The sequence below is a fragment of the Glycomyces sp. NPDC050141 genome, assembly GCF_055586545.1.
In genome coordinates, this window is record NZ_JBVJHZ010000001.1 from 1 (window position 1) to 20879 (window position 20879).

20 protein-coding genes are annotated in these 20879 nt (G+C 69.8%); 11 read left to right on the top strand and 9 right to left on the bottom strand.

What is annotated here, in order from left to right; all coding sequences use genetic code 11:
* Positions 1–192: 192 nt before the first annotated feature.
* Both ACZ60M_RS00005 and ACZ60M_RS00010 read right to left on the bottom strand, forming a co-directional pair.
* Complete coding sequence (locus tag ACZ60M_RS00005; protein WP_465413030.1) at positions 193–1461, bottom strand: ABC transporter substrate-binding protein; 1269 nt, start codon at positions 1459–1461, stop codon at positions 193–195.
* A 212-nt stretch (positions 1462–1673) separates the two neighbouring features.
* Positions 1674–2036: a hypothetical protein gene (locus tag ACZ60M_RS00010; RefSeq protein ID WP_465413032.1), complete on the bottom strand. Its 363-nt coding sequence runs from the start codon at positions 2034–2036 to the stop codon at positions 1674–1676.
* Between the two features lie 126 nt (positions 2037–2162).
* Here ACZ60M_RS00010 and ACZ60M_RS00015 point away from each other — a divergent pair, with 126 nt between their 5' ends.
* The 4 genes from ACZ60M_RS00015 to clpX all read left to right on the top strand — a co-directional run bounded on the left by ACZ60M_RS00015 (position 2163) and on the right by clpX (position 6585).
* Positions 2163–3323 (top strand): S8 family peptidase, encoded by a 1161-nt coding sequence (locus ACZ60M_RS00015; RefSeq protein ID WP_465413034.1) that lies wholly within the window; start codon positions 2163–2165, stop codon positions 3321–3323.
* Between the two features lie 318 nt (positions 3324–3641).
* The gene (locus ACZ60M_RS00020) at positions 3642–4295 is read left to right on the top strand and encodes an ATP-dependent Clp protease proteolytic subunit (protein WP_465413036.1); all 654 of its coding nucleotides are present in this window, start codon (positions 3642–3644) and stop codon (positions 4293–4295) included.
* A gap of 19 nt (positions 4296–4314) precedes the next feature.
* Positions 4315–4977, top strand: a complete 663-nt coding sequence (locus ACZ60M_RS00025) for an ATP-dependent Clp protease proteolytic subunit (protein WP_465413038.1) — start codon at positions 4315–4317, stop codon at positions 4975–4977.
* 309 nt (positions 4978–5286) lie between these two features.
* Positions 5287–6585: an ATP-dependent Clp protease ATP-binding subunit ClpX gene (gene clpX / locus ACZ60M_RS00030; protein WP_465413040.1), complete on the top strand. Its 1299-nt coding sequence runs from the start codon at positions 5287–5289 to the stop codon at positions 6583–6585.
* A gap of 178 nt (positions 6586–6763) precedes the next feature.
* Here clpX and ACZ60M_RS00035 read toward each other — a convergent pair whose 3' ends face one another.
* Positions 6764–7081: a PLD nuclease N-terminal domain-containing protein gene (locus tag ACZ60M_RS00035; protein WP_465413042.1), complete on the bottom strand. Its 318-nt coding sequence runs from the start codon at positions 7079–7081 to the stop codon at positions 6764–6766.
* A gap of 150 nt (positions 7082–7231) precedes the next feature.
* Between ACZ60M_RS00035 and ACZ60M_RS00040 the strand changes: the two genes are divergently transcribed.
* The 3 genes from ACZ60M_RS00040 (at position 7232) to ACZ60M_RS00050 (ending at position 9837) form a co-directional block, all read left to right on the top strand.
* Complete coding sequence (locus ACZ60M_RS00040; protein WP_465413044.1) at positions 7232–8002, top strand: electron transfer flavoprotein subunit beta/FixA family protein; 771 nt, start codon at positions 7232–7234, stop codon at positions 8000–8002.
* A 9-nt stretch (positions 8003–8011) separates the two neighbouring features.
* On the top strand, positions 8012–8941 hold the full coding sequence (locus tag ACZ60M_RS00045) for an electron transfer flavoprotein subunit alpha/FixB family protein (protein WP_465413045.1): 930 nt from the start codon (positions 8012–8014) through the stop codon (positions 8939–8941).
* A 284-nt stretch (positions 8942–9225) separates the two neighbouring features.
* Positions 9226–9837: a biotin transporter BioY gene (locus ACZ60M_RS00050; protein WP_465413057.1), complete on the top strand. Its 612-nt coding sequence runs from the start codon at positions 9226–9228 to the stop codon at positions 9835–9837.
* A gap of 51 nt (positions 9838–9888) precedes the next feature.
* On the opposite strand, the gene ACZ60M_RS00055 is transcribed toward ACZ60M_RS00050, so the two are convergent.
* Positions 9889–10800, bottom strand: a complete 912-nt coding sequence (locus ACZ60M_RS00055) for a hypothetical protein (protein WP_465413059.1) — start codon at positions 10798–10800, stop codon at positions 9889–9891.
* Positions 10801–11096: 296 nt separating this feature from the next.
* On the opposite strand from ACZ60M_RS00055, the gene ACZ60M_RS00060 reads away from it, so the two are divergent.
* The 3 genes from ACZ60M_RS00060 to ACZ60M_RS00070 are packed head-to-tail and all read left to right on the top strand — an operon-like array spanning position 11097 to position 14378.
* Positions 11097–12254: a cysteine desulfurase family protein gene (locus tag ACZ60M_RS00060; protein WP_465413061.1), complete on the top strand. Its 1158-nt coding sequence runs from the start codon at positions 11097–11099 to the stop codon at positions 12252–12254.
* Between the two features lie 38 nt (positions 12255–12292).
* Positions 12293–13390, top strand: a complete 1098-nt coding sequence (gene mnmA / locus ACZ60M_RS00065; RefSeq protein WP_465413468.1) for a tRNA 2-thiouridine(34) synthase MnmA — start codon at positions 12293–12295, stop codon at positions 13388–13390.
* A complete protein-coding gene (locus tag ACZ60M_RS00070) occupies positions 13383–14378 on the top strand; it encodes a uroporphyrinogen decarboxylase family protein (protein WP_465413063.1) in 996 nt (331 codons plus the stop codon). The genes mnmA and ACZ60M_RS00070 overlap by 8 nt, the downstream gene beginning before the upstream one ends.
* 8 nt (positions 14379–14386) lie before the next feature.
* Here ACZ60M_RS00070 and ACZ60M_RS00075 read toward each other — a convergent pair whose 3' ends face one another.
* Positions 14387–15037: a sulfotransferase family protein gene (locus tag ACZ60M_RS00075; RefSeq protein ID WP_465413065.1), complete on the bottom strand. Its 651-nt coding sequence runs from the start codon at positions 15035–15037 to the stop codon at positions 14387–14389.
* Between the two features lie 133 nt (positions 15038–15170).
* Complete coding sequence (locus ACZ60M_RS00080; protein WP_465413067.1) at positions 15171–17510, bottom strand: DUF4153 domain-containing protein; 2340 nt, start codon at positions 17508–17510, stop codon at positions 15171–15173.
* Positions 17511–17688: 178 nt separating this feature from the next.
* On the opposite strand from ACZ60M_RS00080, the gene ACZ60M_RS00085 reads away from it, so the two are divergent.
* Positions 17689–18429, top strand: a complete 741-nt coding sequence (locus ACZ60M_RS00085; RefSeq protein WP_465413069.1) for a VIT1/CCC1 transporter family protein — start codon at positions 17689–17691, stop codon at positions 18427–18429.
* Between the two features lie 6 nt (positions 18430–18435).
* Here the strand turns inward: ACZ60M_RS00085 and ACZ60M_RS00090 are convergent, their stop codons facing one another.
* The 3 genes from ACZ60M_RS00090 to ACZ60M_RS00100 all read right to left on the bottom strand — a co-directional run bounded on the left by ACZ60M_RS00090 (position 18436) and on the right by ACZ60M_RS00100 (position 20879).
* The gene (locus ACZ60M_RS00090) at positions 18436–19452 is read right to left on the bottom strand and encodes a magnesium and cobalt transport protein CorA (RefSeq protein WP_465413071.1); all 1017 of its coding nucleotides are present in this window, start codon (positions 19450–19452) and stop codon (positions 18436–18438) included.
* A gap of 68 nt (positions 19453–19520) precedes the next feature.
* Positions 19521–20126 carry a TetR/AcrR family transcriptional regulator gene (locus tag ACZ60M_RS00095; protein ID WP_465413469.1) on the bottom strand — a complete coding sequence of 202 codons (606 nt, stop codon included), beginning with the start codon at positions 20124–20126 and terminating at the stop codon, positions 19521–19523.
* Positions 20127–20141: 15 nt separating this feature from the next.
* Complete coding sequence (locus ACZ60M_RS00100) at positions 20142–20879, bottom strand: ABC transporter permease (RefSeq protein ID WP_465413073.1); 738 nt, start codon at positions 20877–20879, stop codon at positions 20142–20144.

Sequence of the window (20879 nt, forward strand, 5' to 3'; positions counted from 1 at the left end):
GGGGGGTGCGAAAGAGTAACTCGACTCCTTTCCGAGAAGGAAAGCGCCGAAAAAAAAAAAAAAAAAAAAAAAAAACACCCCCCCCCCCCCCACCCCCCCCCCCCCCCCCCGGTACTGGGCGCGGCGGCCCCTGCCGGGCCGCTTGCGCGGCCCGACAGGGGACTCGGTTCGGATGGCGTTGGCCGTCAAGGTCTACTCGCAGGTGATGTTCTCGTTGAGACCGGCGATGATGTTCGCGATCGTGGTGGCCACGTCCTGTTCGCCGTTGGCGAGCTTGACGGCTTCGTCCTTCAGCGGGTCGGCGTCGCCGCCCGCGGTCTGGCCCTTGTAGACCATCTCCAGCGCGGTGTTGCCCTGCTCGGCTGCAACCGGTGCTGAGTTGGCGATCTCGTCGTTGTACAGGTCGAAGCTGGGCTGCGAGGCGCCGTAGTCGATGTCGAGGCCCTGGATCACCGGCAGGAAGCCGGAGATCTCGCAGATCTCGGTGTAGTTCTCGGCCGTGAACAGCCAGTCGATGAAGTCGAGCGCGGCCTGCGACTTGTCGCCCTTGTACGCCACGATGTAGCCGCCGCCGAGGTTGGTGGCGCGCCGGGTCTGGGCCGGCATGAGCGCCGAGGCCCACTCGAAGTCGGCGATGTTGGCCTGGAAGTCCGCGACCTGCCACGAACCGGAGTAGTACGCCGCGACCTGGCCGCTCTTGAACAGCGCGTTCGCGTCGTCGCCGGAGACCCACACCGATTTGGGCATCACGTCGTCGTCGTTGATGTCGGCGAAGGTCTGGAGCGCCGCCGTCGTGGCGGCCTCGTCGGTCGAGTACGTGCAGTCGTCGCCGAGGACGAACCCGTCGGACCCGAACTGGTACATGAAGGACCGCAGGCGGTGCGAGGACGGGTCCATGACGAGCCCGTAGCGCGCTCCAGTCGCGGCCTTCACTTCCTTGACCGCGGCGATGAACTGGTCCCAGGTCCAGAGCCCGTCGGCGGTGGTCGGGTAGGCGACCCCGGCCTCGTCGAACAGGGACTTGTTGACATACAGCCCCACGGCGGTGAGGTCGGTGAGGAACGTCGGGATCTCGCCGTCCTCGTTCTCCGCGAGCAGGCTCTCCATGACGCCGCGCTCGGCGGCGATGTCGGAGAGGTCTTCGAGCTGGTTCTGCCAGATCGGGTCGATCGCGGTGACGCGCGCGAAGTCGGGCAGGCCGTCGGCCTGGGCGGCGTTGCGCAGCCGCGTGTTGAAGTCGTCGTAGGGGATGTCGTCGATATCGACGGTCACCCCGGTCTCCTCGAAGTACTTGTCGGCCATCTTCTGGAAGCCGCCGCCTTGGTTGGCGTCGCCCGACAGCCAGAACTTCAGGGTCGTCGCATCGCCCTCGTCGTCGCCGCCGCCGATGAAGCCGCAGGCGCTGAGGGGCAGGGCCGCCGCGCCGGCGGTGCCGGCGGTGAGGATGAGTCTTCTCTTCATTGAGCTCTCTCTTCAGGATGCGGGCCGGTGAGGGGCCCGTCGGGGTTCGGTGCGGACGCCGGCCCCCCGGCCGTCGTCCGCTGTGACGCATCCGCGTGTGCCAAGTCACCCGGGTATGCGCTTGCCCGACCATAGCAGATCTTTCCTAACGCGCGACAGTAGCGCGCGTTAGGTGGTATTGAACTGCAACTTTTCTTCGAGCCTAACCCCGCCTAGGCGGCCGCGGCCCCGGTCTTCGCATCCGTTTCAGAATCCTCGTCGGAGGAGCGTTTCCGCTCGTCAGCGGCTCGGGACGCGGTTTCGTCGGCCGCTTCGTCCGCGGCCTGCTGCAAAAGCTCGGCCGTGCGCTGCGCGCCGCGCTCGGCGGCGTCGAGCACCGCCGCCGACAGGACCAGGGTCGAGCCGACGACGACGAGGGCGAGACCGGCCGCGCCGCCGGAGACGAGGTAGGGCATCTGGCCGTCGACGTAGCCGAGCTCGGCCATGCCGAGCCACGCGAAGGTGAGGACGGCCCCGCCGGCCATCCAGAAGAGCAGGCCGAGGAAACGCAGACGGGTTGTGGGGGAACCGGACACAGTCACTCCATTGTGGTATATCGAGGGATTTTCGGTTTTCGCTACCGCGAGGTAACCAAATCTAGCAATTTCTTGGTACCTTGTGACAGATGCCATAGCCCGTTTTCTCCCGAAGGGTGTCTGTACATGGTGAACCATCCCCCCGTACGCCGTTACCTCCTCACCGCCTCCCTCGTAACACTCGCCGCGACCGGCTTCGCGGCCGTCCCCGCCCAGGCCGACCCCGGCGGCTGGATCGTCGCCGCCGACAGCCCCGACGCGATCTACGGCGAGTACCTCGTCGCCTTCGAGGACGGCGTCGACACCGCGACCGTGGACGAGTTCGGCGGCGACGTCGAGTCCGTCTTCGGCTCGGTCGACACCGTGCTCGCCCAGATGACCGAGCGCGAGGCCCAGCGGCTCGCGGCCGACCCGTCCGTGGCCTACGTCGAGCAGAACCAGACCGTCGAGATCCAGGCGACGCAGGACGACCCGCCCTCGTGGGGCCTGGACCGGATCGACCAGTCCGGCCTGCCGCTCTCGGGCTCGTACACCTATCCCAACGCCGGTGAAGGCGTCACCGCCTACATCATCGACACCGGGATCTGGGCGAGCACCGCGGACTTCTCCGGGCGCACCGGCACCGGCTACTCCGCGGTCCTCCCCGGCCTCCAGGGGCTCGACTGCAACGGCCACGGCACGCACGTCGCAGGCACCGTGGGCGGCACCACTTACGGTGTGGCCAAGGAGGTCACGATCGTTCCCGTGCAGGTCCTCAACTGCCTCGGCTCCGGCACCACCGCCGGGGTCATCCAGGGCGTGAACTGGGTGACCGAGAACGCCGTCAAGCCCGCAGTGGCGAACATGAGCCTCGGCGGCGGCGTCAGCGACGCCCTCGACGCGGCCATCAAGGCGTCGATCGACTCCGGCGTCACCTACGCGGTGGCGGCGGGCAACGAGACCGCCGACGCGTGCGGCGTCTCCCCGGCCCGCACCCCGGAGGCCATCACCGTCGCCGCCTCGACCGAGGCCGACGCCCGCGCCGACTTCTCCAACTACGGCTCCTGCGTCGATATCTTCGCGCCCGGCGAGAACATCACCTCCACGTACCTGCTCGGCCAGCCCAGCGCGCTGAGCGGCACGTCGATGGCCTCGCCGCACGTGGCCGGGGCCGCCGCGGTGTACCTCTCGGCCCACCCGGACGCGTCCCCCGCCGAAGTCGCGGACGCGCTCACGGGCGCGGCCGTATCGGGGGCGATCGGCGACGTCCAGGGCAGCCCGAACCTGCTCCTGCACGTCACCGATTAGCGAAGAAGCGTGAACGGGCCCGGCCGCATCGGCCGGGCCCGTTTCGCGTTTCGGCGCCCCGGAACCCGGACATCCTGTGCGGGCTCCCGGACCGGGCTGTGCCCCAGGATGGGCGGTGGGACGCTGTGCTCATTTACGGCTCGCAAGCTTCGCCGAGGCTGGCTCACTTACGGCTCGCAAGCTTCGCCGGGGCCCGCTCTCCGCTCGCAGCGAACACGGCGCCCAGCCGCGTCCGATCGTCGCCCCGACGGGCTAAGGTCTGGATTGGTAACCGCAACGCCGAGTGCATATCGCCGAGACAGAATGAAGGTGCAAGACATGGACCGTTCGATTCCATTCTCCTCGCAGCTGGAGAAGGACGTCGTCAGCGCGGTGGCCCGGCGCGGTGGCGGCGACGCCTCCTCGATCGGCCTCGACAGCATGGTCTTCGACCGGCTGCTCAAGGAGCACATCCTCTTCCTGGGCTCGGACGTCAACTCCGAGATCGCCAACCGCCTGTGCGCCCAGCTGCTCCTGCTCGAAGCCGAGGACGACCAGCGCGACATCAAGCTCTACATCAACTCGCCCGGCGGCTCGGTGTACGACGGCATGGCCATCTACGACACCATGCAGTACATCAAGAACGACGTCGCCACGGTCGGCATGGGCATGGCCGCCTCCATGGGCCAGCTGCTGCTGTGCGCCGGCACCGCGGGCAAGCGCTACGCGCTCCCGCACGCGCGCATCATGATGCACCAGCCCTCCGGCGGCATCGGCGGCACCGCCTCCGACGTCGCGATCCTCGCCGAGCAGATGCTCTACACCAAGCAGATGTTCCAGGAGCGCGTCGCCGAGCACACCGGCCGCACGATCGAGGAGATCGAGCGCGACTCCGACCGCGACCGCTGGTTCACCGCCGCCGAGGCGAAGGAATACGGCTTCATCGACCACGTCGTCAAGCGGGTGGCCGACGTCCCCGCCGAGGCCAACTAGTAAGGAATAGGGGAACCAGATGATGGACATCCACGCCCAGGCCGGCGGTTACGACCCGCGCGCCCGCTACATCGTCCCGTCGTTCACGGAGAAGACCTCGTACGGGATCAAGGAGATGAACCCGTACAACAAGATGTTCGAGGACCGGATCATCTTCCTCGGGTCCCCCGTCGACGACACCTCGGCGAACGACATCATGAGCCAGCTGATCGTCCTCGAGGGCAACGACCCCGACCGGGACATCATCATGTACATCAACTCGCCGGGCGGCTCGCTCACGGCGCTGATGGCCATCTACGACACGATGCAGTACGTGCGCCCGGACATCCAGACCGTGTGCATGGGCCAGGCCGCGTCGGCCGCCGCCATCCTGCTCGCGGCCGGGACCCCCGGCAAGCGCACCGCGCTGCCGAACTCCCGCGTGATCGTCCACCAGCCCGCCACCGAGGGCACCTTCGGCCAGGCCTCCGACATGGAGATCCAGGCGCGCGAGATCATGCGCATGCGCGACCAGCTGGAGAAGATCCTCGCCCGCCACACCGGTCAGCCCGTGGACAAGGTCCGCCGCGACATCGAGCGCGACAAGATCTTCACCGCCGAGGAGGCCGTCGCGTACGGCATCGTCGACAACGTCCTGACCTACCGCAAGAAGAACGCCCTGCCCGCCGAGGCCGCGGCGTAACCAGCACGAACGCGAGGGGCCGGGCGTCCTGCCCGCGGCACGCCCGGCCCTCCGCACACACCCCCGCAGACATCCGATGCGGCCTCACCTCCGATCGATCCGCCACCCGGTGTCGCCCTCCCGCGATACCGTGGCCCAGGTCCCGCAAGGGTGGCGCGGTGGCCGCAAATGCGAAATACTGGATCGGAGACACCGGTTCGTCCTGAATCAACGGAGCCGCACCGGTGCACGGGTTGACCTTTCAACGACGGAGCACGACAGCACGCTCGGCCTGAGCCCACGGGCCCGCCGAGGGAGGGAGTTACCGCGATGGCACCTCGCCTGGGTGACAGCGAGATCTTGAAGTGCTCGTTCTGCTCGAAGTCGCAGCGGCAGGTCCGCAAGCTCATCGCCGGGCCTGCCAACGTCTACATCTGCGACGAGTGCATCGACCTGTGCAACGAGATCATCGAAGAGGAGTTCGCCGAAGAGGCGGAGGTCGCCTGGGAGGACCTGCCCAAGCCCAAGGAGATCGTCGAGTTCCTCGACCAGTGGGTCATCGGGCAGGACGCGGCGAAACGCTCGCTCGCGGTCGCGGTCTACAACCACTACAAACGGGTGCAGCTCGACGAGCTCGGGTCGATCCGCGGCGGCGACCACGTGGAGCTCCAGAAGTCGAACATCCTCATGGTCGGGCCCACCGGCTCCGGTAAGACCCACCTGGCGCAGACCCTCGCGCGGATGCTCGACGTCCCGTTCGCGATCGCGGACGCCACGGCCCTCACCGAGGCCGGCTACGTCGGCGACGACGTGGAGAACATCCTCCTCAAGCTCATCCAGGCCGCCGACTTCGACGTCAAGCGAGCCGAGACCGGCATCATCTACATCGACGAGATCGACAAGGCCGGACGCAAGGCCGAGAACCCCTCGATCACCCGCGACGTCTCCGGCGAGGGCGTGCAGCAGGCGCTGCTGAAGATCCTGGAGGGCACGCACGCGAACGTGCCGCCCCAAGGCGGGCGCAAGCACCCGCACCAGGAGCACATCCAGATCGACACCACGAACATCCTCTTCATCTGCGGCGGCGCGTTCGCCGGGATCGAGGAGATCATCAAGTCCCGCGTCGGCAAGCGCACCGTGGGGTTCACCGCCCACCTGCATGAGCCCGAGGACGCGGACGACGCGATCGTCTCCCAGGTCATGCCCGACGACCTCTTGAAGTACGGGCTCATCCCCGAGATGGTCGGGCGCCTCCCCATCCTGACCACTGTGGACCACCTCGACAAGGCCGCGCTGCTGCGCATCCTCACCGAGCCGCGCAACGCCCTCGTCAAGCAGTACCAGCGCCTCCTCGAACTCGACGGCGTCGAGCTCGAGTTCGCCGAGGACGCACTGGAACCCATCGTCGAGTCGGCGATGCTGCGCGGCACCGGCGCGCGCGGCCTGCGGGCCATCATGGAAGAGGTCCTGCAGCCGGTCATGTTCGAGATCCCCTCGCGCGCCGACGAGGTGGCGAAAGTGGAGATCACCGCGGACGTGGTGCGCCGCAACGTGAACCCGACCCTGGTGCCCCGCACGAAGGCCACCCCGCGCAGGGCGATCCGCCCCAGGCGCGAGAAGTCGGCCTGAGCGGGCGCTTGAGGCCTAGGGGGTGTTTGGGAATCCCGGGCGGCCGCTATCCGGCCCGTTTGCCCGCTCGCTGCGTTGTCGGCCCTCCGAATACAACACCGGTATTCGGAGGGCCTTCCGCCTTGCGAGCGAACAAACGGACTCGGATACCGACTCGCCGGGGATTCCCAAACACCCCCTAGTCGTCCTTGTTGTCGTCGCGCAGGCGGCGGTCGATGTCGCGCAGGAAGTCGGGGTCGTCGTCGGGCGCGACCGGGCCCCGCGGGTGCCGCGGACCGGCGTTCCCGTGGTGCGGACCGGGTTGCGGGCGCGGCGGGCGGGCCCTCCCCACGGTGAACCAGAGGATGCCGCCGACGATCGGGACCAGCACAATGATGAGCACCCACCAGGCGCGCGTGAGCTTCCTGGGCGCGTGCTCACCGCCGAGGCAGTCCGCGACGGCTGCGATGACCAGCGCCAGGTGTGCGAGGACCAGGAAGACGAACGCGCGGATCATGGTTCCAATCATGCCTGTACGCCGCGCCGGGGACAACAACGCCTCGGGTGGTTACCCAGTAGTAACTTCGTAGGATATAGTTCAGGCCGAGACGCCTGAACGAAAACTAAGGCCAACAAGCGTCCTCTAGTACGACCTCGGAGGTTGTCGATGAACATCGTGGTTCTGGTCAAGCAGGTCCCGGACTCGGGACTCGCGAGACAGCTGGACGCCCAGCTGCGGGTCGACCGCAACGGCGCCAACAACGTCATGGGGGAGCTCGACGAGTACGCCGTCGAAGCCGCCCTCCAGCTCAAAGAGGCCCACGGCGGCGAGGTCACCGTCCTCACCCTCGGCCCCAGCCAGGCCACGGAGACCGTGCGCAAGGTCCTCGCGATGGGCGCCGACAAGGCCGTCCACATCGAGGACGACGCCGTCGGCGGCTCCGACGCCCTTACCACCTCCGCGATCCTCACCGCGGCCCTCGGCCGCATCGAATGGGACCTCGTGATCGCCGGCGCGGAGTCCACCGACTCCGGCATGGGCGTCATGCCCCAGCTCCTCGCCGCCCGCACCGGCAAGCCCGCCCTCACCGGCGCCCGCAAGATCGACACCGACGGCTCGACCATCACCGTCGAGCACCAGCGCGCCAACGGATACGACGTGCTCAGCGCGAACCTCCCGGCGATCGTGTCCGTCTGGGACACCATCAACACCCCGCGCTACCCGTCCCTCAAGGGCATCATGGCCGCCAAGCGCAAGCCCGTCGAGACCCTCACCCTCGCCGACCTCGGCGTAGGCGAAGCAGGGTCCGCCGCCGCGAGCAACGAAGTGGTCAGCGCCGCCGAGCGCCCCGCCCGCACCGCGGGCCAGATCGTCACCGACGAAGGCCAGGGCGGCGTCGCGCTCGCCGGATTCCTCGCCGCCGAGAAGTTCATCTAGGAGCCGATGATGACTGACATCCTTGTGTACGTACCGAACACGGGCAAGCACGCCGCCGAGGTCCTCACGCTCGCGCGCTCCCTCGGCGACGTCTCCGCGATCGCCTTCGACGACGCCTCGGCCGCGCTGGCGGGCGAGTACGGTGCGGCGAAGGTCTACCGCGTCGAGGGCGCCGGGCTCGGCGACTACTTCGTCGATCCGAAGGCCACCGTCCTCATCGACCTGGCGCGCTCGGCCGCGCCGGGCGTGTTCCTGCTGCCGAGCACCGACGAGGGCAAGGCCCTCGCCGCGCGCGTCGCGGTGGCGCTGGAGAACGGCCTGCTGACCGACGTGTCCGGCCTGGAGTCGGACGGGACCGCGACGCAGGACGCGTTCGCGGGCGCGACGATCGTGAAGTCCAAGGCCACCAAGGGGTTCACGCTCGCGACGGTGAAGGCCGGCTCGACCGAGCCCGCCCCGGCGCCGGGTGCGCCCACTGTGGAGGCCGTGGCGGCGGCGGTGTCCGAAGCCGACCAGCGCGTGCGGATCACCGAGCGGGTCGACGAGCCCGCGGGGGACCGGCCGGGCCTGGCCGAGGCCGGCGTGGTCGTCTCGGGCGGCCGCGGCGTGGGCTCGGCGGAGGACTTCGCGCTCATCGAGCGCATGGCCGACGCCCTGGGCGGCGCGGTCGGCGCTTCGCGCGCGGCGACGGACTCGGGGTACTACCCGCACAAGTTCCAGGTCGGCCAGACCGGCACGACCGTGTCGCCGCAGCTGTACGTCGCGGCGGGCATCTCGGGCGCGATCCAGCACCGCGCGGGCATGCAGACCTCGCGGGTCATCGTGGCGGTCAACAAGGACGCCGACGCGCCGATCTTCGGCATGGCCGACTTCGGCGTCGTGGGCGACCTGTTCCAGGTGCTCCCGCAGGCGCTCGAAGAGATCGAGAAGCGCAAGTAAGTACGACGTGAAGCGGCCCGGCCCGCCCCCGGAGGGGGAGGGCCGGGCCGCACGCCGTTGCGGGCGATTCGCTTGGGGGAGTTGGGCGGTTCGCGGCGGGTCTGCGCAAATCGGGCATTCGCAGGCGCCCCCGATTCCATGGTCGCATTCGGGTGCGACACGAGCTCCCGCTTGGGCGTGCGGCGTTGCGAGGACCCTTCATCTCGGCGTAACAACGGTGCGTTACGCTTCGGGACAGCCTCTCGTTATATAGAACCTACATACGATGTTGGAGGAATCCGCACATGGCCGCCCCAGCTGCCGCGATTGCCGCGCCAAGCGTTCTCGCTGATCTCCTGCCCGCTCGCACGAAGGCCGCCGCGTACGCGCGCGACGCCGTGCTCGTGCTCGGCGGTGCCGCCGCCGTCGGCGCTTCCGCGCAGATCGCGATCACCATCCCGCAGATCAGCCCGGTCCCGTTCGTGCTCACCACGTTCACCGTGCTCCTCCTCGGCGCCGCCTACGGGCCGCTCCGCGCCGGGATCACCCTCGCGCTCTACCTCGCCGCGGGCGCGGCGGGCGTCCCGTGGTTCACCGAGGGCACCTCCGGCTTCGCCATGCCGACCTTCGGCTACATCATCGGCTTCCTGGCCGCCTCCGTCGCTGTCGGCTTCCTCGCCAAGCGCGGCGGCGACCGCACGATCCTGAAGACCGTGGGGCTCATGGTCGTCGGCAACGTGCTCATGTACGCGTTCGGCGTCCCCTACCTCGCCTTCGCCCTCGACATGAGCGCGTCCGACGCGATCGCGGCGGGCATGACCCCGTTCCTCGCGGGCGACGCCGTCAAGCTCGTCGTCGCGGCGCTGCTCCTGCCCGGCACCTGGGCGCTCGTCAACAAGTTCCGCAACGAGCACTAAGCGGCGCAACGTTTCAGGGCCCCACCGGTTCTCCGGTGGGGCCCTTTCTTGTTACTCGATCTCCCAGCCGATGCCGAGCGCTCCGGGCCTCGGGACCGGCTCGGCCAGCGCCACGGTCCGGTTCGGGCCCAGTTGGAGGTCGCCGGTCTCGCGCTTCTCGCGCTGCAGGCTCGACTGCGCGAAGCGGTACACGCGCCTGGGGATCGCGTCCGGCGCGAACCGCACCTGGAGCGAGTACTGGTCCACCGGGTACCGGAAGGCGTTGCCGTGCCCGCTCGACCTGCCGCCGTTGCCCTGCACGACGATCTCGAACAGGTGCGTCGCGCCCTTCGGCAGCGGCGTGTCGAACACGATCTCCGCCAAGGCGACCGGAGCGTCCGGGTGGCGCAGGATGTTCGGCACCGAGCAGTCGCGGACGGGCTTGAACTCGATGTCGTCGATGTCGCAGCCCTCGTCGCCGCGGTACAGCAGGACGTAGCGGTCGACGTCGTCGCGTCGGGCGCGCACCAGCATCGACAGCTCGAACACGGACTCCTGCCATTCGGAGTCGACGTGGACGATGACCTGCTGGCTGAGGATGTCCAGGGTGTGCTCGCGGGAGGCCGGGACCTGGTCGCACAGTTCGCGGACGGCGTCGCCGCCGAGGACCGCGTCGGGGCGGGGGAGCTGGCCGCGGATCGAGCGCGGGCCGCGGGCCCGCTTGGGGCCCAAGAGGACCCGCAGGGACCCTGCGGGCAGTTCGAGGAGGTCTTCGAGGGCGGTGACGGCCGCGAGGGACTCGGCGCGCTCGGGCCGGGAGCGGCCGGACTGCCAGTAGCTGAGGCTCGTGGTCGAGACGGTGATGCCGCGCATCGCGAGGCGGTGGCGGATGCGGTCGAGACCGAGCCCGCTGGTCTGGATGGCCACGCGGAGGGCAGTGTGGAACGGCCCGGCGCGTAGCGCTTCGGCGAGCTCAGGCGTCATCGGCACACACACTTTCTCTCGACACGGGCATCGAAGCGTCGACGTACTTCGGCGCCCGGCCTCGGGGCGGCGCCCCCTTGCGACCGGAAAGGTAGGAGGATTCGTCAGATTCTATCTCGCGCGCACCACGACGTATTACGCCGACTAATGCGGAATATTTCGGTACCCAGATCCCACCCTTTGGAACGGTGCAGACCCCTCCCGTCCGGCACCGCCGCGGCCCGCCCGAGTGAGCCGGAAGACCCCGGCCACGGCGAAGGCTGCGAGCCGTAAATCAAAAGTAGTATGGACGGGCCATGGCCTATCTCGATCACGCCGCGACCACGCCGATGCTCCCCCAGGCGCTCGACGCCTACGTGCGCACCGCCCGGGCCCTCGGCAACGCCTCCTCCCTCCACGGTTCCGGGCGCACCGCCCGCCGCACGGTCGAGGAGGCCCGCGAGCGCATCGCCGAAGCCCTGGGCGCCAAACCCGGGGAGGTCATCTTCACCGGCTCGGGCACCGAGGCCGACAACCTCGCCGTCAAAGGCGTCCACTGGCACCGCCGCACCCCCGCACGCAACCGCGTGGTCACCACCGCGATCGAGCACCACGCCGTCGCCGACGCGGTCGCCTGGCTCGGCGACCACGAGAAAGCGGACGTCACCGAACTGCCGGTCGACAAGCTCGGCCGCGTCGACACCAGCGCCCTCGCCGAGCTCCTCGAGACGCGCGGCGCCGAGATCACCGTGCTCACCTGCATGTGGGCGAACAACGAGGTCGGCACCCTCCAGCCCATCAGCGAGATCGCCGCGCTCGCGGCCGCCCACGGCATCCCCGTGCACACCGACGCGATCCAGGCCGTCGGCCACGTCCCGGTCGACTTCGCCGCCTCCGGCGCGGCCGGGCTCGCCCTCTCCGGCCACAAGCTCGGCGGCCCCACCGGCACCGGCGCGCTCATCCTGCGCCGCGACGTGAAGGCCGTGCCGCTGCTCCACGGCGGCGGCCAGGAGCGCGAGATCCGCTCCGGCACCCTCGACGTGCCCGGCATCAGCGCGCTCGCCGAAGCGGTCGCGCACGCCGTGCGCACCCAGGAGACCGAGTCGCAGCGGCTCGCGCAGTTGCGCGACGACCTCGTGGCCCGCATCCGCCTGATCGTCCCCGAGGCGGTCTACAACGGCGACCCCGATTCGCGCCTGCCCGGGAACGCGCACTTCTCGTTCCCCGGCTGCGAAGGGGACGCCCTCCTCATGCTCCTCGACGCCGCCGGTGTCGAATGCGCCACAGGCTCGGCCTGCTCGGCCGGGATCGCGCAGCCCTCGCACGTGCTGCTCGCGATGGGCGCCGAAGCCGACGACGCCCGCTCCTCCCTGCGCTTCACGCTCGGCTGGTCCACCACGAAGACCGACATCGACGCGCTCGCCGCGGCCCTGCCCGAGGCCGTTCGCCGCGCGAAGACCGCCGGGCTCTCCTAACTACTCCCGAAAACGGGCCTAAGGTTGATGACGTGAAACTGCGAGTACTGGCCGCCATGAGCGGCGGAGTCGACTCGGCCGTCGCCGCCGCCCGCGCCGTCGAGGCCGGGCACGACGTCACCGGCGTCCACCTGGCGCTGTCGAAGAACCCCCAGACCTACCGGACCGGGGCCCGCGGCTGCTGCACCATCGAGGACTCCCGCGACGCCCGCCGCGCCGCCGACGTCCTCGGCATCCCCTTCTACGTGTGGGACATGGCCGAGCGCTTCCACGAGGACGTCGTCGAGGACTTCTACGCCGAGTACGCGGCCGGGCGCACCCCGAACCCGTGCCTGCGCTGCAACGAGAAGATCAAGTTCGCGGCCGTCCTCGACCGCGCGCTCGCGCTCGGCTTCGACGCCGTCGTCACCGGCCACTACGCCCGCAAAGGCGAGGACGGCCTCCTGCGCCGCGCCGTCGACCCCGGCAAGGACCAGTCGTACGTGCTCGCCGTGCTCACCCCGACCCAGCTCGCCGGGTCCGTGTTCCCGCTCGGCGACACCCCGAAGGACCAGGTCCGCGTCGAGGCCGAGACCCGCGGCCTCGCCGTCGCCCGCAAGCCCGACAGCCACGACATCTGCTTCATCGCCGACGGCGACACCTCCGGGTTCCTCAAGAACAAGCTGGGCCGCAAAGAAGGCGAGATCGTCGACGCCGCCTCCGGGGAAGTCCTCGGCAGCCACGACGGCTCCCACCAGTTCACCATCGGCCAGCGCCACGGCCTCGGCCTCAAACGCCCCGCCGCCGACGGCAAACCCCGCTACGTCCTGTCGATCACGCCCGTCGACAACCGCGTCGAAGTCGGCCCGCGTGAAGCGCTGCGCGTCGACCGCATCCGCACCGGCGCGCCCGTGTGGCTCGCCCCCGAGCGGACCGGCCCGTTCGAGGCCGAGGTGCAGCTCCGCGCCCACGGCGAGGTCTACCCCGCGACGGTGACCCCCGAGGACGGCGGCCTCACCGCACGACTCCACAAGCCCGCGTTCGGCGTCGCCGCCGGGCAGGCCCTCGTCGTCTACGACCCCTCGGCCGAAGGGGACGCCGTCCTCGCCTCCGGCACCATCGACGCCACAGAGTCCGTCGAGGCCGCGGGTGTCTGACGCGCTTCCCATGGGGGTCGCCACCGGCGTCGGCTCCCTGCCCGGGACGGACATCACCGAGGCCGTCAACATCGTCTTCGGCGAACTCCCCGAATGGCCGCACCTGCCCGAGCTGCCCGCCCGGGGCCTCGGCGCCGACATGATCGGCCGCGGCGCGGCCTTCCTCGTCAACCTGCCCGTCCAGTGGTGGGCGTTCCGCTGGGAACTCGCCGACCTGCCCGGCCGCGACGCCCGCCGCGCCCTCGACTTCCTCGAACGCGACCTTGACGCCCTCCACGAGGTCAACGCCCACGGTCCTGTCCGACTCACCGCCGTCGGCCCGTTCACGCTCGCCGCGAACCTGTGGCGGCGCACCGGCGGCGCGATGCTCGCCGACCCCGGCGCGGTCGCCGACCTCACCGAGTCCCTCACCGAAGGCCTCCGCACCTACATCGCCGCCGCTCAAGCGCGGATGCCGAAGGCCGCCTTGTCGATCCAGATTGACGAGCCGAGCCTCCCTGCGGCGCTGGCCGGCCGCGTGAACACCGAATCGGGGCTCGACTTCTACCGGCGCGTGCCCGTGGAGGTCGCGCGCGAGCGGCTGCGGGAGCTCATCGACGGGGTCGGCGTCCCGGCGGTCGTGCACTGCTGTGCGCCCGACGCCCCCGTGAAGCTCCTGGAAGAGGCCGGGGTGCAGGCGCTCTCGCTCGACCTGACGCTCCTGCACCTGGACGACGTGCCGAAGGTCGACGCCCTGGGGGAGTACCTGGACGGCGGCGGGCGGCTCATCGCCGGAGTGGTGCCCCCGCTCGGGCAGCCCCGGCCCGGGGTCGGCAAGGAAGCGGCCGAACGCGTCCGGGCCCTGTGGAACCGCCTCGGGTTCAGCAATGACCTGCTGCCGCAGCGGGTGAGCATCGCGACGGCGTGCGGCATGGCCGGGGCGAGCCCCGACTACGCGCGGTTCGCGATGGAGGCGAGCCGCGAAGCCGCCGACCGGCTCCGCGGCTGACCATCCTGTTAGGACTGCTCGGCGGCCTTCGCCTCGATCGCGTCCTGCGTCTGCTTGTTGAAGTCGGCGGTCGTGTTGAGGTGCGGGAACGGCACTTCGGGCACGGGGAGGCCGAGCGCGGCGCACAGCGGCTCCCAGCCCGCGCCGGTCTCGAACTCGATGAGTCGATCCGCGGGGACCGTCTCGCGCACCCGGTCGTGATAGCGGTGGTAGGCGGCCTCGACGGCTTCGGGGTCGCCGCGGTCGGCGCCTTCGAAGGTCTTGTCCCAGAGCCCGTCGATCATCTCGCCCCAGACCGGGCCGCCGAATTCCGGACCGGTCGAGTCGAAGGCTTTGAGGATGGTGTTGTTGGCGCTCTTCCACCAGGTCGCGAAGGAGTCGCGCTTGGAGAGGACGACGATCGCGTCCGGATAGCGTTCGGCCAGTTCGGCGTAGAACGCCGAGCCGGGCCAGTCGACGGCGGCCGCGTAGCCGTCGAACAGCGCCTCCCAGTCGGGGAGGTCGCCGCGGGTCGCCGCCAGGAAGGCCGGCGGGTCGGTGTCGAGCCGCCCGAAGACCTCCATCATGTGGTGGCAGGGGGCGCCGAGGAGGGTTTCGAGGGCGTTCTTGAGGGTCATGGTCCCTGTGCGCGGGAGTCCCGCGCCGATTACTTGCAACATTCACGTAACTTAAACGGCCGCAACGGAACCCACAAGGGCGATTGCCGCTCGCGTCTAGTCCCGGTGAATGGGATATCGATGGCGCGGCAGCTCAGTGGCCGCCGCGCCACCCGGAGTGACTTTGGACAATCCGTCAGGCAAACGTCGCGTACCGGCCCGCCATCTGCCCGGTCAGGTCCGCGGCGGCCGCCTCTGCCGTCGCGTCGCTCGAGACACCCGTGACCAGCGCGTACAGGACCAGGTTCTCGAAGGTCGTGTAGTACTGGAGCTGGCGTTCCGCACCGGACCCGGTTGACAGGACGTAGCCGCTCGTGCGCTCCTGCACGAGCCAGTCGGTCCCGGAGTACGCGGCGATCGCGTCCTGCACGTGTGTCGAGGCCAGGCCTGAAGAGCCCGTGTACTCGAGCTTCGCTTCGACCGCCACATCGCCGCTGAAGTACCCGCACGTGAGCCAGGCCGTCACCGGAGGCGCCTCGTCGAGGTACGCCTGCGTGGTGCCGCCCGGTTCGAGGCCCCGGTCGCCGAGCTCTGTGCCGAGCCACTCGCTCGTGGCGCCATGGTCGAGCGACTCGCAGGTCTCGACCTGGAAGTACCCGGCCTTCGGCACCTCGGCCTCGGTGGTCGGCGCGTACGTCTCCTGCGCATCCACTGTAGGCGGGTCGTCGCGGTCCTCCTCGAGGCCGTACGTGGAGCCGCTCCAGTCGCAGTAGCCTTCCACTTCCTTGTGCTCCTTCAGGAGCTCGGCGGCGCGCTGGTAGCCGAGGTTCCAGGCCATGAGGTCGCGCTCGTCGTCGTACCGGCCCGCGAGCATGCAGTCGAGCTCGTCGTCGGTGAGCGAGGCGAACTCGGGCACCGCGTCGTCCGACAGGTCCTCGAGGTAGGAGAGGTCGAGCACGTGCTCGTGCTCGATGTTGGAGCGGGCGATGAGCGCGTCAGGGTTCGCCGCCGCGAGACCCAGCAGCGCCAGCGCGCCCGAGGCGAGCACGGCGCGAGGCAGCCACGCGGCCTGGAGCTTCCAGCAGCACACCAGGACCAGTGCGAACAGGACCGCGAGCCAGATCTCGACGGTGAAGATCCAGATGCGCATCCGGGTGAGCCCGTACGTCTCTGCGTAGGTGTACATGCGGTACAGCGCCGAGGCGATGACCACCATGGACAGGACGCAGAGCGCGCCGAGCAGGATGCGGGCGGCCAGGCGGTCGGCCTTGGTGCGCTTGGGCGCGAGCCAGGCGGCGACGGCGAGGACCGCGAGGGCCAGGGCCGCGACGAAGCTCAGCTGCCAGAAGCCCTTGCGGGCGTACTCGGCGAACGTGAGCCCGGCGGTCTCCATGACGTACTCCTCGCCGCCGAGGAACACCCGCAGCTGCACCGCGATGAACGCGACGAACAGGAGGTTCAGCGCGCCCAGCGGGACCGAGAGCTCGAAGCGCGAGACCGTGCGGTGCTCGCCCTCAGGCCCCTCGGAGTCGTAGCGCGGCTTCGCGACTGCCGCGTACGTCCACACCAGCGCCAGCGGGAACAGGACCCCGGCGAGCATGAGCCGCAGGATGAACTCGCCGAAGTTCATCTCCGGCAGCAGCCGCACGACGAGGTCGGCGAACGTGCTGTCGGCGGCGGCGAACAGCCCGCCGAAGACCAGGAGCAGCGCGAGGGTGACGAGTACGACCCACAGGTTCCGCATGCTGGAGCTGCTGGCGCGCTCGCCCGTGCCGCGGCCGCGCTTGGCCCACCTGAACGACTCGGCGAGGCCTTCGAGCCAGCCGCCGAACATGGTGATCGCGGTGCCGCTGAACCGCCGCTGCGGTGCCAGCGCCAGCGGCGTGAGCACGAATGCGGCTGCGGTGCAGAGGAACACGACCCATCCGGCGTCGCGGAGCGCCGCGACCGACCACAGGGCCGCGACGAGTACCGCGCCCGGCAGGCGCGGTACGAGGTCTCTCGGGTCGCCCGCGGCGAGCGGGACCGCGACCATGGCGATGCCGGTGAGCGACAGGCCAATGCCGACGCCCGAGCTGTGGAACGCGGCCCAGCCGCCGAACAGGGCGATGGCGATGGCCAGGACCACGATCGCCGGTTTGGGAGTCTCGTTCGGCCGGTGCCAGCGCGGGTTCGGCGGCGCGACATAGCGCTGGCGGTTCATCTGGTCGTAGACGGCGGCCTGCCGCTGGTATTCGGTGGCGGTCAAGTAGCGCTGCTGCGGGGGCAGCGGCGGCGCGGGCGGCACCGCAGGGGCGGGCCGCTCGGCGACGGCAGCCTGGACCGGCTGCGGGGGAGTCGGATCGTCCTGCACGGGAACCGGTTCGGATTCGGCATGGTTCTCGGCGTCAGGGCGGGAGTCGCCCATCGGGGTCTCGGGCCGGGGCCCGGCCGCGTCCTGAGGAGGTTCGGTCTGGGGAGGTTCGCTCGCGGTGCCGCCGGGAGTCGTTTCGGCGTTCTCGGGCCGCGGAGCTGGGGAGTCAGCGGGTTCGCTCATTGAAGAGCCCCTTCTTATCGGAGGGAGTGCCGACAATAGCGGTCGTCGTCAACCATGGGAAGCGTCCATTGCAGAGCGTTAGTGGTCGACGCCGGATAAACCGGGTCAATTTCCCGCAATTCCCTGGGTCTTGTGAGAACTCCCACCGGCCGCAACCTTGTGGTTGACTGCAATCGTGATGGCGCAAAGCGGACACGACGACCACGACCACGGGGCCGGGGTCCACGACGGCGGCGGGCCGGGCTCGATCGGCAACCGCCTCAACTGGCTCCGCGCGGGCGTGCTCGGCGCGAACGACGGCATCGTCTCGGTCGCGGGCATCGTCATCGGTGTCGCGGGCGCGACGGCCGACCGGTCCGCGATCCTCCTCTCCGGCGTCGCCGGACTGGTCGCGGGCGCGTTCTCGATGGCCGGCGGCGAGTACACCTCGGTCTCGACCCAGCGCGACACCGAAGCGAGCCTCGTCGAGGCCGAGCAGCGCGAACTCGACGCGAACCCCGACGAAGCCGAAGACGAGCTCGCCGCGAGCCTGCGGGACCGCGGCCTGTCGGCGGACACCGCGAGGGACGCGGCCCGCGAACTGTCCCGCCGCAATCCGCTGCGCGCCCACGCGGTCGTCGAGTACGGCCTCGACCCCGAAGCGCTCACCAACCCGTGGCACGCCGCGCTCTCCTCGTTCCTGGCGTTCACGTGCGGCGCGCTGCTGCCGCTGCTCGCGATCACCCTGCTGCCCGACGGCATCCGCGTGATCGGCTGCGCGGTCGCGGTCATCGCGGCGCTGGCGCTCACCGGGTTCACCGCGGCGAGGCTCGGCGGCGCGCCGATCGGGAGGGCGATGCTGCGCATCATGGCCGTCGGCGCGCTCACCATGGCCGCGACCTACGCGATCGGCTCCGCGTTCGGCGTCGCCACAGGTTGAGGCGGCCTAAAGCCAGTTGTGCCGCTTGAAGACGACGTACAAGAGCCCCGCTGAGAGCAGCATGAGCCCCATCGCCATCGGGTAGCCGAGCACCCACGACAGCTCCGGCATGTGCGTGAAGTTCATGCCGTAGATCCCGGCCACCAGGCCCGGCGTGAACAGGATCGCCGCCCATGACGAGATCTTCTTGACCTGGTCGCCCTGTTCGATGCTCGCGTGGGAGAGCTGCCGCATCTCCTCGTTCTGCGCCTGCGTCACCAGCGTCGAGTGCACGGTGAGCGCGTTCTCTAGCAGGGCCCGGAACGTGTCGGCGCGTTCGACGATGCGCAGCACGTGGTCGAGCACGTCCCGCATGTCGCGGCGCAGCTCCAAGTCGACCTGGTACTTGTCGTACCCGGACTCCAGGGACTTGAAGACCCGCACGAGCGGGTGGGTGGCCCGCTGGAACGCCATGGCCTCGCGGGCGAGCTCGTAGATGCGGCGGGCGACGTCGGGGTTGTCCGAGAACAGCTCGTCCTCGATCTCGTCGATGTCGTCCTCCATGCCGTCGACGACCGGGCCGTACCCGTCCACGACCTCGTCGAGCACCGCGTACAGGACCGCCTGCGGGCCGAGCGCCAGCAGCTCCGGGTCCCCTTCGAGCCGCCGCCGCACCACCGAGAGGTCCGGGGATTCGGCGTGGCGGATGGTGATCGCGAAGTTCGGGCCGATGAACAGGTGCACCTCCCCGAACTCCACCTGCTCGGTCGCCTCCAGGTACCGGGCCGGGCGCAGGACGGCGAAGAGCGTGTCGCCGAAGCGCTGGAGCTTGGGGCGCTGGTGGCCGGTCCGGGCGGCCTCGATCGCGAGGTGGTGGAGCTCGAACTCCTCGGCGACGGCGGCCAGCTCGGCCCCGGTGGGCCGGTAGAGCCCGATCCAGGCGAAGCCGCCGTGCTCGTGGAGGTCCTCGAAGGTCTGGTCGAGGGTCACGTGGTGCGACTCCCGGACGCCTTTGCGGTAGATGGCGCTGTCGACGATCGGCATGGGGCCAGTCTAGGTGCGGGCCGCTTCCCGCCGCGAACCGCGCGAGCGCGGCTCGCTTTCGAATCCGCTCAAGGAGCGAGGTGCTCCACGGGCATCGTCAGGTACCGGTCGATGGTCGGCCCGATCGTCGCCGCCAGGTCGGCGGCGCTCAGGGACGCGACCGGTTCGAGTTTCAGGATGTACCGGGCCACGACCAGCCCGAAGATCTGGCTGGCGACGAAGCTCGCCCGCACCGGGATGCGGTCGACCTGGTCGCCCAGGGTCTGCTCGATGGTCTTCACGATCCGGTGCTCGAACAGCTGCTTGAGCACGAACGACATGCCCGGTTTGGAGAGGCTGGTGCGGACCACCGCGAGCAGCTTCTCCTGGTGCGGGCCGTCCCAGATCGCGACGAACGCGTGCATGAGCCGCCCGCCCGCGCCGTCGAGCTCGCCGCTCTTGAGGACCGCGGCGACCTCCGGGGCCGGGTCGAACGGGATCTCGACGGCCGCCATGAACAGGTCGTCCTTCGACCCGAAGTAGTGGTGGATCAGCGAAGGGTCGACCCCGGCCTCGGAGGCGATGCGCCGCATCGAGACCGACTCGAACCCCTCTTCGGCGAACAGCCGCCGGGCGGCGGCCAGGATCTCGGCTTTCGTGTCGGGATTGCCTGTCCGCCGTCCGGCGCGCTTCATAGCCACGGATGCACCCTAGTTCGTGCGCCGCCGCAGCGTCGCGGCTCCGAGCGCCGTTGCGACGAGCACCGCAGCGGCCACGATCGAGAGGTCGCCCCACATGTCGGCCGTGACACTGGTGTTGACCTGCACTTCGGTGAGCGCCTTGACCGCGTACGTGACCGGCAGCGCGTCCGAGACCCCTTGCAGCCACCCGGCCATCTGCTCGCGCGGCCAGATCAGGCCGCACAGGAGCAGCTGCGGGACGACGAACACGGGCATGAACTGGATCGCCTGGAACTCGGTGGTCGCGAACGCGGACACGAAGAGCCCCAGCGCCATCCCGAACAGCGCGGCGACGATCGCGATGAGGAACACCGCCCACACCGGACCGGCCGTGTCGAGCCCGAGGAACGCGAACGCCACTGTCGCGGCGATCGCGGTCTGTGCCGCCGCGGCCGCGCCGAACGCGATCGCGTACCCGCACACGAGGTCGAGTTTCCCTGTGGGCGTGGTCATCAGCCGTTCCAGGGTCCCGCCGGTGCGCTCGCGCAGCAGCGTGATCGAGGTGATCATGAACATCATCATGAACGGGAAGAACGCCAGCAGGATCAGCCCGACGGTGTCGAAGACCTGCGGGGCGGCGTCCATGATGGCGCTGATGAGCGCGATCATCAGGCTCGGCACGGCGAGGATGAGCCCCACGGTGCGGTGGTCGTTGAGCAGCTGGCGCAGGATGCGCCCGGCGGTGATGAAGGTGATGCGCAGCGACAT

Coding starts and splice junctions, on each gene's coding strand:
- ACZ60M_RS00020 (WP_465413036.1), top strand. CDS start 3,642: ATGGACCGTTCGATTCCATTCTCCTCGCAGCTGGAGAAGGACGTCGTC.
- ACZ60M_RS00090 (WP_465413071.1), bottom strand. CDS start 19,452: ATGCCGATCGTCGACAGCGCCATCTACCGCAAAGGCGTCCGGGAGTCG.
- ACZ60M_RS00045 (WP_465413045.1), top strand. CDS start 8,012: ATGACTGACATCCTTGTGTACGTACCGAACACGGGCAAGCACGCCGCC.
- ACZ60M_RS00035 (WP_465413042.1), bottom strand. CDS start 7,081: ATGATCCGCGCGTTCGTCTTCCTGGTCCTCGCACACCTGGCGCTGGTC.
- ACZ60M_RS00015 (WP_465413034.1), top strand. CDS start 2,163: ATGGTGAACCATCCCCCCGTACGCCGTTACCTCCTCACCGCCTCCCTC.
- ACZ60M_RS00075 (WP_465413065.1), bottom strand. CDS start 15,037: ATGTTGCAAGTAATCGGCGCGGGACTCCCGCGCACAGGGACCATGACC.
- ACZ60M_RS00050 (WP_465413057.1), top strand. CDS start 9,226: ATGGCCGCCCCAGCTGCCGCGATTGCCGCGCCAAGCGTTCTCGCTGAT.
- ACZ60M_RS00060 (WP_465413061.1), top strand. CDS start 11,097: ATGGCCTATCTCGATCACGCCGCGACCACGCCGATGCTCCCCCAGGCG.
- ACZ60M_RS00005 (WP_465413030.1), bottom strand. CDS start 1,461: ATGAAGAGAAGACTCATCCTCACCGCCGGCACCGCCGGCGCGGCGGCC.
- ACZ60M_RS00080 (WP_465413067.1), bottom strand. CDS start 17,510: ATGAGCGAACCCGCTGACTCCCCAGCTCCGCGGCCCGAGAACGCCGAA.
- clpX (WP_465413040.1), top strand. CDS start 5,287: ATGGCACCTCGCCTGGGTGACAGCGAGATCTTGAAGTGCTCGTTCTGC.
- ACZ60M_RS00085 (WP_465413069.1), top strand. CDS start 17,689: ATGGCGCAAAGCGGACACGACGACCACGACCACGGGGCCGGGGTCCAC.
- ACZ60M_RS00055 (WP_465413059.1), bottom strand. CDS start 10,800: ATGACGCCTGAGCTCGCCGAAGCGCTACGCGCCGGGCCGTTCCACACT.
- ACZ60M_RS00040 (WP_465413044.1), top strand. CDS start 7,232: ATGAACATCGTGGTTCTGGTCAAGCAGGTCCCGGACTCGGGACTCGCG.
- ACZ60M_RS00025 (WP_465413038.1), top strand. CDS start 4,315: ATGATGGACATCCACGCCCAGGCCGGCGGTTACGACCCGCGCGCCCGC.
- ACZ60M_RS00100 (WP_465413073.1), bottom strand. CDS start 20,879: ATGTCGCTGCGCATCACCTTCATCACCGCCGGGCGCATCCTGCGCCAG.
- ACZ60M_RS00095 (WP_465413469.1), bottom strand. CDS start 20,126: ATGAAGCGCGCCGGACGGCGGACAGGCAATCCCGACACGAAAGCCGAG.